The organism is Pseudomonas sp. B3(2017) (assembly GCF_002113595.1).
Classification (GTDB): domain Bacteria; phylum Pseudomonadota; class Gammaproteobacteria; order Pseudomonadales; family Pseudomonadaceae; genus Aquipseudomonas; species Aquipseudomonas ekonensis.
Map to the genome: position 1 here is coordinate 14,708 of NZ_NEIU01000016.1, position 13,165 is coordinate 27,872.

A 13,165-nucleotide genomic window follows, 5' to 3' on the forward strand; every position below is an offset into this window, starting at 1 on the left:
GACCGCTTGCCCATGTCCATTTCCTCTGCCCGCCGCCCCTTCCTGCGCCTGCTCCTGGCCGGCCTGTGCGCCTGCCTGCTGAGCCCACTGGCCAGCGCCGACCCGGCCAAGCGCCTGCGCATCGGCATCACCCTGCACCCGTACTACAGCTATGTGGCCAACATCGTCGGCGACAAGGCCGACGTGGTGCCGCTGATTCCCGCCGGCTTCAACCCGCATGCCTACGAACCCCGAGCCGAAGACATCAAGCGCATCAGCGGGCTGGACGTGATCGTGCTCAACGGCGTGGGCCATGACGACTTCGCCGACCGCATGATCGCCGCCAGCGAAACCCCGGACATCAAGACCATCGAAGCCAACGAAAACGTGCCGCTGCTGGCCGCCACCGGCGTCGCCGCACGCGGCGCCGGCAAGGTGGTCAACCCGCACACGTTCCTGTCGGTCAGCGCCTCCATCGCCCAGGTCAACAACATCGCCCGGGAACTGGGCAAGCTCGACCCGGACAACGCCAAGGCCTACACCCAGAACGCCCGCGCCTACGGCAAGCGCCTGCGGCAGATGCGCGCCGACGCCCTGGCCAAGCTGACCCAGGCGCCCAACGCCGAACTGCGGGTGGCCACGGTGCATGCGGCCTACGACTACCTGCTGCGCGAATTCGGCCTGGAGGTCACCGCCGTGGTCGAACCGGCCCACGGCATCGAGCCGAGCCCGAGCCAGTTGAAGAAGACCATCGACCAGCTGCGCGAACTGGACGTGAAGGTGATCTTCTCCGAGATGGACTTCCCTTCCACCTATGTCGACACCATCCAGCGCGAATCCGGCGTGAAGCTCTATCCGCTGTCGCACATTTCCTACGGCGAATACGCCGCCGACAAGTACGAAAAAGAAATGGCCGGCAACCTCAACACCGTGGTGCGGGCGATCCAGGAGTCCGGCGCATGAGTTCGACAGACATCGAATCCCCTGTGGGAGCGGGCGTGCCCGCGAAGGCGGTGAGTCATCCTGCGATGATGCCGGCCGATCCGGCGTTTTCGCGGGCAACCCCGCTCGCACTGGGGCCGACCCTGGATTTCAACGAAGTGAACCTGACGCTCGGGCGCACGACGATCCTGGACAACGTCACCTTCACGGTGCGGCCCGGCAGCGTGCACGCGCTGGTCGGCCCCAACGGCGGCGGCAAGAGTTCGCTGATCAAGACCCTGCTCGGCCAGATGCCCCACCAGGGCCGGCTCACCCTGCAGTGGCCCGGCGAGCCCGGCACCATCGGCTACGTGCCGCAGGCGCTGGAGTTCGACCGGGGCCTGCCGATGACCGTCGATGACTTCATGGCAGCCATGTGCCAGCGCCGTCCGGCGTTCCTCGGCCTGAGCCGGCACTACGCCGGGGCCATCGGCGATGCGCTGGAACGGGTCGGCATGCAGGACAAGCGCAAGCGCCGGATGGGCGCGCTGTCCGGCGGCGAACGCCAACGGGTGCTGCTGGCCCAGGGCCTGATCCCGGCGCCGCAACTGCTGGTGCTCGACGAGCCGATGTCGGCGCTGGACGAAGCCGGGATCCAGGTGTTCGAACGCCTGCTCGGCGACTGGCGCGCCGCCGGCATCACCGTGCTGTGGATCGAGCACGACCTGGAAGCGGTCGGCCGTCTGGCCGATCACGTCACCGGCCTCAGCCGCCGGGTGCTGTTCGACGCCCCGCCGCAACAGGCCCTGACCCCGGAACGCCTGCTGACCCTGTTCTCGACCCACCCACGGAGCGCTGCGCAATGAGTTACGAAGCCTTTCGGCTGATGGTCCAAGGCTGGGCCTCCTCCGGTTATCTGCCCGAGGCGCTGGCCTATGGTTTTGTGGTCAATGCCTTGCTCGCCGGCCTGCTGATCGGCCCGGTGCTGGGCGGCCTCGGCACCTTGGTTGTGGTCAAGCGCTTTGCGTTCTTCTCCGAAGCGGTCGGCCACGCCGCGTTGACCGGCGTGGCCATCGGCATCCTGCTCGGCGAGCCCTACACCGGCCCTTACGGCAGCCTGTTCGGCTACTGCCTGCTGTTCGGCATCCTGCTCAATTACCTGCGCAACCGCACCGGCCTGGCGCCGGACACCCTGATCGGCGTGTTCCTGTCGGTGTCCCTGGCCCTCGGCGCCAGCCTGCTGCTGATCCTGGCCGGCAAGATCAACGTGCACATCCTGGAGAACGTCCTGTTCGGCTCGGTGCTGACGGTCAACGGCAACGACCTGCTGGTGCTGGCCATCGTCGGTGCGCTGGTGATGGCCCTGGCCCTGCCGCTGTACAACCGGATCATGCTCGCCAGCTTCAACCCGCAACTGGCGGCGGTGCGCGGGGTGGCGGTCAAGGCGCTGGACTACCTGTTCGTGATCCTGGTGACGCTGATCACCGTCGCGGCGGTGAAGGTCATCGGCGCGATCCTGGTCGGCGCCCTGCTGGTGATCCCGGCCGCGGCCGCGCGCCTGCTGAGCCAGTCGCTCAAGGGCTTCTTCTGGTGCTCGGTGCTGATCGCCACCGTGAGCACCCTGTGCGGGATCCTGGCGCCCATCGTGTTCGACCTGCCGGTGCCGTCCGGCGCCGCGATCATCCTGGTCGCCGGCCTCGCCTTCGCCCTCGCCGCCGTCGCGCGCGGCGTCGTCCCCAGCCTGAAAGGGAACCTCGGATAAATGACTTTTGCATTGCGACGACTGACCCTGGCCCTCGCCCTGTGCGGCGCGGTCTCCACCTCCGTCATGGCCGCCGACGGCACCGGGCCGCTGCGGGTGCTGGCCTCGCTGCCGATCACCTACGGCCTGGGCGAAACGCTGCTCAAAGGCACGGCCGTCAGCCTGGAACGCGCGGCACCGGCCAACCTGCCGGGCAGCCGCCAGACCGCCTACTTCAGCGGTCGCGGCGCCCCGGCGCTGAGCAAGCTGGCGACCGGCGCCGATGCGGTGATCGGCGTGCGCTCGTTGTGGGCCGATGATCCGCTGTACCCGATGGCCCGGCGCAGCAACATCCGCATCGTCGAGGTCGACGCCGCCCGGCCCGTGGACGGCGCCCTGCCCGGCATCGCCGTGCAGCCGGGCCTCAAGGTCGACGGCCTGAACAGCCAACCGTGGCTGGCGGGCAACAACATGGGGCGCATGGCCGATGTGATGGCGGCGGACCTGGTACGCCTGGCGCCGCAGGACAAGCCGAAGATCGAAGCCAACCTGGCGGCGCTGAAACAGCGTCTGCTCAAGCTCAACGCCGACACCGAGGCGCGGCTGGCGAGCGCCGATAACCTGAGCGTGATGAGCCTGAGCGACCATTTCGGGTATCTGATCGGCAGCCTCAACCTGGAGCTGGCCGGCCAGGATGCACGGCCGGACGCCGAGTGGACGCCGGAGGACCTGAAACGGCTCACCGCCACCCTGAAGGACAACGACGTGGCGGTGGTGCTGCATCACCGCGAGCCTTCCCCGGCGCTGAAGGCGGCGATTGCCGACGCGGGCAGCCGCTTGGTGGTGCTGGGCACCGACGGGGCGGATCCGGTGGCCGAGCTGGAGGGCAATGTGGATCTGCTGCTCAAGGGCTTGAGCGGCACGTAACCTCATCCGCAACCGTGTCATCGTTCATCGCCAGCAGGCTGGCTCCCACAGGGATTGCCGGCGCCTGACCTTTGTGGGAGCCAGCCTGCTGGCGATGAGGCCCAACCGCTCCTGACAAAAACCGCAGGCAAGAAAAAACCCGCTGACCGTCACCGGTCCAGCGGGTTTTTCTTTGGCCGACGGCTTACTGGGCAGCCGCTTGCGCTTCCATCTTCTGGCGCAGGCTCAGCGGACGCATGTCGGTCCAGACCTCTTCGATGTAGGCCAGGCACTCTTTCTTCATGCCGCTTTTGCCCACGGTGCGCCAGCCTTGCGGCACGGCCTTGTAGTCCGGCCAGATCGAGTACTGCTCTTCGTGGTTGACCACGACCTGAAAGAGGATGTCCTCGCGGTCGAATACTGACGTCATGCTGTGTCTCCATCGCTGTAAGGGTGGGCTGCACGAACGGTGCAGCCGGGTATGTAGAAGGAACGTTCGGCGCGGCGAAAAATTTACAGGTCCGCGGTCGCGGCGGCCAAGGCACGGCCAAAGATCCCGGCGACGCGGTCGATTTCCGCTGCGGTGATCACCAGCGGCGGCAGGAACCGCACCACCGCGCCATGGCGGCCGCCCAGTTCCAGGATCAGGCCGCGCTTGAGGCATTCGCGCTGCACCAGCGGCGCCAGGCGGGCGAAGGCCGGCGGGTGGCCCAAGGCGTCCGGCGCCCCCTGCGGATCGACCAGTTCGACCCCGAGCATCAGGCCGCGGCCGCGGATGTCGCCCAGCTGCGGGAAGTCCCGCTGCAGCAGGCGCAAATGCTCGCTCAGACGCTCGCCCATGGCGGCGGCATGCTCGCAGACCTTGTGCTCGACCAGGAAACGCATCACCGCAGAGCCGGCGGCCATCGCCATCTGGTTGCCGCGGAACGTACCGGCGTGGGCCCCCGGCTGCCATTTGTCGAGCCATTCGCGGTAGACCACCACCGCCAGCGGCAGGCTGCCGCCGATGGCCTTGGACAGCACCACCACGTCCGGCACGATGCCGGCGTGCTCGAAGGCGAACATCTTGCCGGTGCGGGCGAAACCGCTCTGGATCTCGTCGACGATCAGCGCCACGCCGGCCTTCTCGGTGATGCGGCGCAGGCCGCGCAGCCACTCGATGTCCGCCGGGATCACCCCGCCCTCGCCCTGCACCGCCTCGACGATCACCGCCGCCGGCAACTGCACGCCGGCCTCGGGGTCGTTGAGCAGGTTCTCCAGGTAGCTGAGGTTGGCGTTCACGCCGGCGGCGCCGCCGAGGCCGAACGGGCAGCGGTAGTCGTACGGGAACGGCATGAACTGCACGCCGTTGCTGAGCAGCGCGCCCAGCGGCCGCTTCGGCCCCAGGCTGCCCATCAGGCTCAGCGCGCCCTGGCTCATGCCGTGGTAGCCGCCGGCGAACGACAGCACGGTGCTGCGCCCGGTGGCGGTGCGCACCAGTTTCAGCGCGGCTTCCACGGCGTCGGTGCCGGTCGGGCCGCAGAACTGGATTTTCGCTTCCGCGGCCAATGCCTGCGGCAACAGGCCGAACAGGTCCTGGACGAACCGGTCCTTGACCGGGGTGGTCAGGTCGAGGGTGTGCAGCGGCAGCTCATCGGCCAGCACCTGCTGGATCGCCTCGATCACCACCGGGTGGTTGTGCCCCAGCGCCAGGGTGCCGGCACCGGCCAGGCAGTCGATGAAGCGACGGCCTTCGACGTCTTCGACATACAGGCCCTTGGCGCGCTTGAGCGCCAGCGGAATGCGCCGCGGGTAACTGCGGGCGTTGGACTCCTGGCGGCTCTGGCGGGCCAGCAGCGGCGACTCGTTGAACTGGTACAGCGTTTCCGCCGGTTCGTGGCCGGTTTCGGCCGGCGATGTTTCGATTTGGCTGGTGGCGACTGACATCTCTCGACCCCTCAATGCGCTATGGATAGTGACCAAAACTGCACACCACGCAGGTGCGCGTTCCGGTCATGGAGCGCACATGCAGGTTTTCCTGTTCTGGAAACGCTTAAGCGCGTCGAGGATTTACACCCTTGATCGCCGGTCAGGCCGACAACGGCAACCGTTTGTGCATCGGCAGCGCCTGCACGCCGTGGTGGAGCTGGCGCGGCGCCGACTCGCAATAGCCCAGGCGCCGGTAGAAGGCTTCACCCGCGCGGGTGCTGCGCAGTGTCGCGCGGGGCGTGCCGCGGATCCGCAGCCAGCCTTCGAGATCCCCCATCAGCGCCCGCCCGGCCCCACGGCGGAACCACTCCGGCTGCACGTGGCACAGGGTGACATCGCCGCAGGCCGCCGCCATGCCGCCCCCGACCGGCTTGTCCTGCAACAGTGCGATGTTCAGGTAGTGCTCGGGATCGGCCAGCCAGGCGCGGATGTGCTCGGGCGATTGCCGACGGATCCAGTGGTCGACCAGTTGCGCGTCGTTGCGGTGGTCGAGGGCGCAACCGACCCGGATCGAGCGCTCGACGATGCGGCTGATCACGCCGGCATCGCGCAAGGTGGCCGGGCAGATGTAGATGGAAGCGTCCATGTCGCGGTTTCCTCAGTCCGTTGAGTCAGGCTGAGCAGGACGATAGCGGTGCGGCGGGCGCATCGCCAATGTGCAGGCGTTACATTTGATGTGCCCGGCGCAACACCATGCGGGAGCCAGCCTGCTGGCGATGACGTCGGTCAAGGCACCGCAAAGGTGCCTGGTTCAAGCCGGTTGCAGCGGCATGGTCAGCTCGACGCGCAGGCCGTCGGAGCGGCTGTCGAAATGCAGGGTGCAGGCGCAGCGCTGGACAATCGCCTGGACGATCGCCAGCCCCAGGCCGCAGCCGGTGCTCTGGCCGTTGCGCCAGAAGCGCTGGGTCAGGTGCTGAAGGTCGTCCGAGGCGATGCCGGGGCCGTGGTCGCGCACCACGAAACGCACGCGGTTGCCGCTGGTTTCCAGGCTCAGCTCCACCGGCCCGTCCGCCGGGGTGTGGCGCAGGGCATTGTCGAGCAGGTTGCGCAGGGCCGCGATGGACAGCACCGCCGGCATCTGCAGCGGCGCGGCCGACAACCGCTCCGGCAAGTGCAGCCGGATCCGCTGGCGCTGGTCGCTGGCCGAATCCTGGATCGCCAGTTTCGCCACTTGCTCGGCGCTGCACTGCACGCCGTCATCGAACGACAGACTGCCCTCCACCCGGGCCAGCAACAGCAGTTGCTCCAGGGTGCGGTGCAGCCGGTCGGCGCCCTCCTCGGCCCGGGCCAATGACTGGTCGCGGGCGCTGCCGTCGGTCATGCGCGCCACTTGCAGGTGGGTCTTGATCGCCGTCAGCGGGCTGCGCAGCTCATGGGCGGCGTCGCCGGTCAGGCGGCGTTCGCGCTCGATGGTCTTGCCGATGCGCAGGAACAGCTGGTTCTGGGTTTCGAGCAGCGGTTTCAGTTCGCTGGGGAAGGCCTGGATCTGCAACGGCTCCAGCGAATCGGCGTTGCGCCGCATCAAGGCTTCGCGCAGGCGGTTGAGCGGCGTCAGCCCCTGGCCGATCCCCAGCCACAGCAGGCACAGGCAGCCCAGCAACGCCACGCCCACCGGCACCGAGGCCGCCAGCAGGATCGACATGTTCAGGGCCTCGCGCTCGATCACCCGGTCCGCCGTGGTGATCCGCACATCGCCCCGGGCCAGGGTGAAGGTGCGCCACGGCGCGCCGTCGATCATCTGGTCGTGGAAGCCCATTTTTTGCGCTTCCAGCGCCTGTTCCGGGTTGTTGTGGCTGCGGGCGAGGATCTCGCCGCGCAACGAACTGACCTGGCAGGCCATGCCGCCGGGGATGTTCAGTTGCTCGGCGCTGAAATGGGTGCCCTCGCCCTTGCCCGGCAACGCCGGCAATTGCTCCAGCAGCCCCGCGACCATCCGCGCCGACGCCACCAGGCGCTGGTCGAGAGAGAACATCATCTGGTTGCGCAGGTCGCTGAGCATCCAGGCGGCGGCCAGGGCCCAGATCAGCGCGAAGGCGGCGCCGAGGGTCAGGCTCAGGCGCAGGCGCAGGCTCATCACTTGTCGGAATCTCCGCCGTCGGCCGGGCCCAGGCGGTAGCCCAGGCCGCGCACGGTTTCCACGATGCCTTTGCCCAGTTTGCTGCGCAGGTGGTGGATGTGCACGTTGAGCGCGTTGCTTTCCAGCTCGTCGTTGAACCCGTAGACGCTGTCCTTCAACTGCTCGGTCGACAGCACCCGGCCGCGGTTGTGCAGCAGGGCCTGCAACAGCGACTGCTCGCGCCGCGACAGGTCCACCGGCCGCCCTGCGAGGGTGGTTTCGCGGCTGCTCGGGTCGTAGGTCAGCGCACCGTGCTCGATCAGATTGACGCTGCGCCCCGCCACCCGCCGCAACAGGGTCTGCAGGCGGGCGAACAGTTCGCGCAGGTCGAAAGGCTTGAGCAGGTAATCGTCGGCGCCGGCCTGCAGGCCGTCGACCCGGTCGGTGACCGAGTCCCGCGCGGTGAGGATCAGCACCGGAATCTCCAGGCCCTGCTGGCGCAACTGCTGCAACAGCTTGAGGCCGTCTTCGTCGGGCAGGCCGAGATCCAGCACCATCACGTCGAATTCCGCGACCTTGAGCATCGCCCGCGCCTTGGAGGCGGTGTTGACGTGCTCGACGGTCAGGCCTTGGGCCGTCAGCCCCGCGACGATGCCGCTGGCGATCAACTCGTCGTCTTCGCAAACCAGTACGTGCATGGTGGATCCCGTAGAAAAAGGCAGATTAGGCCGCCGGCCGATTAAGCCGACATTATGCCCCGAACGCCGCACCGACAAGGGCGCGGCGGTTAATCATCGGTTAATCGCCGCGCGCCACTGTGCACCTCAATTGCACAGGGACAAGGCTCCTCCATGCGTCATTTCTTTCTCTTTTTTGCGTTGCTGATCTCCACGCTGGCCCAGGCCGGCAACAATCCGTTCGACGCCAAGCCCGAGTTCCTGCCGGTCGACAAGGCGTTCGTGCTGACGTCCGAACGCTTGGAATCCGGCGAAACCCAGCTGTTCTGGCAGATCACCGACGGCTATTACCTGTATCAGAAACGTCTGAAATTGGATGGCCTGAGCACCGACCGGCAACCGGCCCTGCCCGAGGGCGAGTCCCACAGCGACGAGTTTTTCGGTGAGCAACCGGTGTACCGCCAGGGCCTGGAGCTGAAGATCCCGGCCGACGCCAGCGGCCAGATCAAGGTCAGCTATCAGGGCTGCGCCGACGCCGGCCTGTGCTATCCGCCACAGACCCGGATCATCGACCTCGGCGGTCAGGCGACTGCGGCCACGGGCACCGAGGCGCCGGATCAGGCCCTGGCCAGCGGCCTGCAGCAGCGGGCGCTGGGCTGGAGCCTGCTGGTGTTCTTCGGCCTCGGGCTGTTGCTGGCATTCACCCCGTGCTCGCTGCCGATGCTGCCGATCCTGGCGGGCATGATCGTCGGCAGCGGCGCCACCCCGCGACGCGGTTTTGCCCTGGCCGGCAGTTATGTGATCTGCATGGCGCTGGTCTACGCGGCGATGGGCGTGGTGGCGGCCTCGCTGGGCGCGAACCTGCAGGCGTGGTTGCAGAACCCCTGGCTGCTGGGGGCCTTCGCGGCGATTTTCGTGGTGCTGGCGCTGCCGATGTTCGGGTTCTTCGAGCTGCAGTTGCCGGTGGCGTTGCGCGACCGGCTGGAGCACGCCTCGCGCAGCCGCACCGGCGGCAGCCTGATCGGTGCCGGGGTGCTGGGGGCGTTGTCCGGCCTGCTGGTCGGCCCGTGCATGACCGCACCGCTGGCCGGCGCCCTGCTCTACATCGCCCAGAGCGGCAACGCCGTGCACGGCGGGCTGATCCTGTTCGCCCTGGGCATCGGCATCGGTGTGCCGCTGCTGGTGCTGGTGACGGTGGGCAATCGCTTCCTGCCCAAGCCCGGCGCCTGGATGAACCTGCTCAAAGGCGTGTTCGGTTTCCTGTTCCTGGCCACCGCGCTGCTGATGCTGCGTCCGGTGCTGGATCCCGTGCTGTGGCTGGGCCTGTGCGGCGCCCTGCTGCTGATCGCCGCGTACAGCGCCTGGAAACAGTCCGAAGGCTTCGGCCGCGTCGCCCATGTGTTCGGCGCCGGTTCGCTGCTGTTGGGCCTGTGGGGCAGCCTGCTGGTGGTCGGCGCGGCCGGCGGCAGCGACGATCCGTACCGGCCGTTGCAGGTCTACAGCGCCGGACGCGACGGTGCAGCGGCCCCCGACAGCCACGACGCCTTCACCACCATCAAGGATCCCGCCGCCCTGGCCCGTGAGCTGGATGCGGCAAAGGCCCGGGGCCAGTGGGTGATGCTCGACTACTACGCGGACTGGTGCGTGTCGTGCAAGGTCATGGAGAAGCAGGTGTTCGGCCAGGCCCGGGTGATGCAGGCGTTGAGCGACGTGCGCTTGCTCCGGATCGACGTCACCGCCGACAATGCCGCCAGCCGCGAACTGCTCGGCCGCTACAAAGTGCCGGGACCGCCGAGTTTCGTGTGGATCGGCGCCGACGGCGAAGAGCGGCGCAGCCGGCGCATCACCGGCGAAGTGAGCGCCGACGCCTTCCTGCAACACTGGACCATCACCCGAGACGCCCGTTAATGCTGACCTTCACCCTCGGCACCTTTGCCATCGCGCTCAACCACCTGCTGCTGATCAGTGCATTGGCGCTGGCGACGTTCGTCGGCTGGCGGGTGGCCAAGCGTGGCGGGGACAATCCCGAGTCGGCGCTGTTCAGCCTGTTCCTGCTCGGCCTGCTGGCGGCGCGCATCGCGTTCGTGGCCGTGTACTGGGGCCATTACCGCAGCGATCCCTGGCAGATCATCGACCTGCGCGACGGCGGCTTCCTCGCCTGGCCGGGGGTGATCGCGCTGCTGCTCGCCGCCCTGTACCGCGGCTGGCGCCGGCCGGGCCTGCGCCGCCCGCTGGGCTTCGGCGTGGCGAGCGGCGTGGGCTTCTGGCTGCTGGCGACCTTGGCGCTGGGCATCTATGAACAAGGCACGCGCCTGCCGCAGATCACCCTGCGCAACGCCGCCGGGGAAACCGTGGAACTGACCGACTACCGGGGCGGGCCGCTGGTGATCAACCTGTGGGCCACCTGGTGCCCGCCGTGCCGGCGGGAAATGCCGGTGCTGGAGAACGCCCAGCAGCAGCGCCCGGATCTGACGTTCCTGTTCGTCAACCAGGCCGAGAGCATGCAGAGCGTGGCCACCTTTCTTGAGACCCAGGGCCTGAGCCTGAACAACGTCCTGTTCGACCGCAGCGGGCGCCTGGGCCAGGCCGTGGGTTCCATGGCCTTGCCGACCACCTTGTTCTACAGTCCGGACGGGCGCCTGCTGGGCAGCCACCTGGGCGAACTGTCGAACGCCAGCCTGGCCCGCGCCCTGGAAAACTTCGACACCCCCGATTCGAACCCGAACGCCGCACCGGCCACCTCTGCAAGGAAACTGCCATGCCCCGCCTCCGCCACCTGCTGACGCTGACCCTGGGCGCTGCCCTGCTGCATCTGCCGTCCGTGCAGGCCGCTGAAGAACTGCCCGACGCGATCAAGAAGATCGAAGCCAAGGGCGCGAAGATCGTCGGCCGCTTCGACGCCCCGGACGGCCTGCGCGGCTATGCGGCGCAGTACCAGAACCGTGGCATGGCGCTGTACCTGACGCCCGACGGCAAGCACGTGCTGCTGGGCAACCTGTACGACGCCGACGGCAACGACCTGAGCAGCGAGCCGCTGCAGAAGCTGGTCTACGCGCCGATGGCCAAGGAGATCTGGGGCAAGTTCGAGGCGAGCAACTGGATTCAGGACGGCAACAAGGACGCCCCGCGCACCGTGTACCTGTTCAGCGATCCGAACTGCCCGTACTGCAACATGTTCTGGGAGCAGGCCCGTCCCTGGGTCAAGGCCGGCAAGGTGCAGCTGCGCCACATCATGGTCGGCATCATCCGCGAGGACAGCCCGGGCAAGTCCGCCGCATTGCTGGCGGCCAAGGATCCGGCCAAGGCCCTGGAAGACCACGAGAAGGCCGGCAAGGGCAGCTCGCTCAAGGCAATGAAGGACGTCCCGGCGGCGGTGCAGGCCAAGCTGGAGGCGAACATGCAACTGATGGACGAGCTGGAGCTGCAGGCCACCCCGGCGATCTTCTACATGGACGACAAGGGCGAGCTGCAGCAACAGCAAGGGGCGCCGGCGCCGGACAAACTGGCGAAGATCCTGGGGCCCAAGTAACGCCGGCTTTTGCAGGCAGCGCCGTTCACATATTGTTCTGCGGTGAACGCAGGCTCTGCATTCACCCGAGACTTCCTGTGGGAGCCAGCCTGCTGGCGATGGCGGTGGGTCAGGCAACGGTGATGCTGGCTGTGCCGGCCTCATCGCTGGCAAGCCAGCTCCCACAGGTTTGGCGGCGACAGGTTCTGCAGACATCCGAGATTCCCTGTGGAAGCCGGCCTGCTGGCTATGGCGGTGGGTCAGGCGATAAAGATGTCGGCTGTACCGGCCTCATCGCGGGCAAGCCCGCTCCCACAGGTTCTGGAGGCGGCCGCAGATTCCGCATACATCCGAGATTCCTTGTGGGAGCCAGCCTGCTGGCGATGGCGGTGGGTCAGGCGACGGTGATGCTGGCTGTGCCGGCCTCATCGCTTGCAGGCAAGCTCCTACAGGTTTTGGCTGCGGCACGAAACCGGGCCTAGCGGTTGCGCTCGCTCAGGAACGTGAACAGCACCTCGGTCACGAACGCCGGGTTCTCCAGATTGGAGATGTGCCCCGCCTCCGGCACCAGCACGCACGGGCAGCCGATCAGCTCCGCCATTTCCTGTGCCTCCGTCGGCGGACGCGGTTTGTCCTGGTCGCCGCACACCACCAGCGTGGTCGCTGCATCCAGTTCCCCCAGACGCGGCAGCAGATCATCCCGCCCGAAGGTGATGCGCCCCATCGGCACGATGCTTTCGCGCAGGCGCTGCGGCGAGTAGCCCGCCAGTTTCGCGCGAAAGTCCTGGTACAGCGCCGACGCCTTGTCGATGCCCGGGCGGAAGAAGATCGGCACGACGATGTCCAGCAGTTGCTCGGAAATCGCGCCGCTCTCTTCGATCTGCTTGAACAGGGAGAAGTAGTACTGACGGGTCGGCTCCGGCTCGACGCCGACGTAGGTGTCCATCAGCACCAGGCCGTTGAGCCGCTGCGGCGCCGACAGCGCCAGGCGCACGCCCCACATGCCGCCCACCGACAGGCCGGCGAGGGTGACCCGGTCGATGTCCAGGTGATCGAGCAGCGCCAGGGCCTGGCGGGCGATGTCGTCCAGCGACGCGGTGCCTTCGGGCAAGCGCCCGGACTCGCCGTGGCCCCACAGGTCCAACGCGATCACCCGGTAGTGCGGCGACAGCGCGGCGATCTGCGGCGCCCACATGGCCTCGTCCCACAGGTAGCTGCCGGCCAGGAGCAGCGCCGGGCCCGAGCCTTGATCCGTGTAGTGCAGCGCTTGTCCGTCCACCGTGAAAAAGGGCATCCATCACCTCCGCGAGAAAAAGAGAACCGGCAGACTGAGCTGCCGGTTCGTTGTCGTCAACCTTGGAAATGTACGGCAATGTACAAGACGGTTTTGCGGTGGTTTTGCAGACGCC

Annotated in this window: 13 protein-coding genes; 7 read left to right on the forward strand and 6 right to left on the reverse strand. The window is 67.7% G+C overall.

Annotated features, from left to right (window positions below):
• Positions 1-12 precede the first annotated feature (12 nt).
• The 4 genes from CAG33_RS21250 to CAG33_RS21265 all read left to right on the forward strand — a co-directional run bounded on the left by CAG33_RS21250 (position 13) and on the right by CAG33_RS21265 (position 3,568).
• On the forward strand, positions 13-942 hold the full coding sequence (locus CAG33_RS21250) for a metal ABC transporter substrate-binding protein (RefSeq protein WP_085640437.1): 930 nt from the start codon (positions 13-15) through the stop codon (positions 940-942).
• 68 nt (positions 943-1,010) lie between these two features.
• Positions 1,011-1,766 carry a metal ABC transporter ATP-binding protein gene (locus CAG33_RS21255; RefSeq protein ID WP_170930053.1) on the forward strand — a complete coding sequence of 252 codons (756 nt, stop codon included), beginning with the start codon at positions 1,011-1,013 and terminating at the stop codon, positions 1,764-1,766.
• Complete coding sequence (locus CAG33_RS21260; RefSeq protein ID WP_085577915.1) at positions 1,763-2,662, forward strand: metal ABC transporter permease; 900 nt, start codon at positions 1,763-1,765, stop codon at positions 2,660-2,662. The genes CAG33_RS21255 and CAG33_RS21260 overlap by 4 nt, the downstream gene beginning before the upstream one ends.
• A complete protein-coding gene (locus tag CAG33_RS21265; RefSeq protein ID WP_085629873.1) occupies positions 2,663-3,568 on the forward strand; it encodes a metal ABC transporter solute-binding protein, Zn/Mn family in 906 nt (301 codons plus the stop codon).
• 184 nt (positions 3,569-3,752) lie between these two features.
• On the opposite strand, the gene CAG33_RS21270 is transcribed toward CAG33_RS21265, so the two are convergent.
• The 5 genes from CAG33_RS21270 to CAG33_RS21290 all read right to left on the reverse strand — a co-directional run bounded on the left by CAG33_RS21270 (position 3,753) and on the right by CAG33_RS21290 (position 8,269).
• The gene (locus CAG33_RS21270; RefSeq protein ID WP_085577917.1) at positions 3,753-3,977 is read right to left on the reverse strand and encodes an MbtH family protein; all 225 of its coding nucleotides are present in this window, start codon (positions 3,975-3,977) and stop codon (positions 3,753-3,755) included.
• A gap of 83 nt (positions 3,978-4,060) precedes the next feature.
• On the reverse strand, positions 4,061-5,473 hold the full coding sequence (locus CAG33_RS21275; RefSeq protein ID WP_085629871.1) for an aspartate aminotransferase family protein: 1,413 nt from the start codon (positions 5,471-5,473) through the stop codon (positions 4,061-4,063).
• Positions 5,474-5,615: 142 nt separating this feature from the next.
• Positions 5,616-6,101: a GNAT family N-acetyltransferase gene (locus tag CAG33_RS21280; protein ID WP_085640440.1), complete on the reverse strand. Its 486-nt coding sequence runs from the start codon at positions 6,099-6,101 to the stop codon at positions 5,616-5,618.
• A 165-nt stretch (positions 6,102-6,266) separates the two neighbouring features.
• Positions 6,267-7,589: an ATP-binding protein gene (locus tag CAG33_RS21285; protein ID WP_085640442.1), complete on the reverse strand. Its 1,323-nt coding sequence runs from the start codon at positions 7,587-7,589 to the stop codon at positions 6,267-6,269.
• Complete coding sequence (locus CAG33_RS21290; RefSeq protein WP_085577921.1) at positions 7,589-8,269, reverse strand: response regulator; 681 nt, start codon at positions 8,267-8,269, stop codon at positions 7,589-7,591. Before CAG33_RS21290 ends, CAG33_RS21285 begins: the two co-directional genes overlap by 1 nt.
• Before the next feature lie 153 nt (positions 8,270-8,422).
• Between CAG33_RS21290 and dsbD the strand changes: the two genes are divergently transcribed.
• The 3 genes from dsbD to dsbG are packed head-to-tail and all read left to right on the forward strand — an operon-like array spanning position 8,423 to position 11,777.
• Positions 8,423-10,156, forward strand: coding sequence for a protein-disulfide reductase DsbD (gene dsbD / locus CAG33_RS21295; RefSeq protein WP_085640444.1), 1,734 nt, complete (start codon positions 8,423-8,425; stop codon positions 10,154-10,156).
• Positions 10,156-11,031 carry a TlpA disulfide reductase family protein gene (locus tag CAG33_RS21300; protein WP_085577923.1) on the forward strand — a complete coding sequence of 292 codons (876 nt, stop codon included), beginning with the start codon at positions 10,156-10,158 and terminating at the stop codon, positions 11,029-11,031. Before dsbD ends, CAG33_RS21300 begins: the two co-directional genes overlap by 1 nt.
• On the forward strand, positions 11,007-11,777 hold the full coding sequence (gene dsbG / locus CAG33_RS21305; RefSeq protein ID WP_085577924.1) for a thiol:disulfide interchange protein DsbG: 771 nt from the start codon (positions 11,007-11,009) through the stop codon (positions 11,775-11,777). The genes CAG33_RS21300 and dsbG overlap by 25 nt, the downstream gene beginning before the upstream one ends.
• Positions 11,778-12,234: 457 nt before the next feature.
• Here the strand turns inward: dsbG and CAG33_RS21310 are convergent, their stop codons facing one another.
• A complete protein-coding gene (locus tag CAG33_RS21310) occupies positions 12,235-13,050 on the reverse strand; it encodes an alpha/beta fold hydrolase (protein ID WP_085577925.1) in 816 nt (271 codons plus the stop codon).
• Positions 13,051-13,165 lie beyond the last annotated feature (115 nt).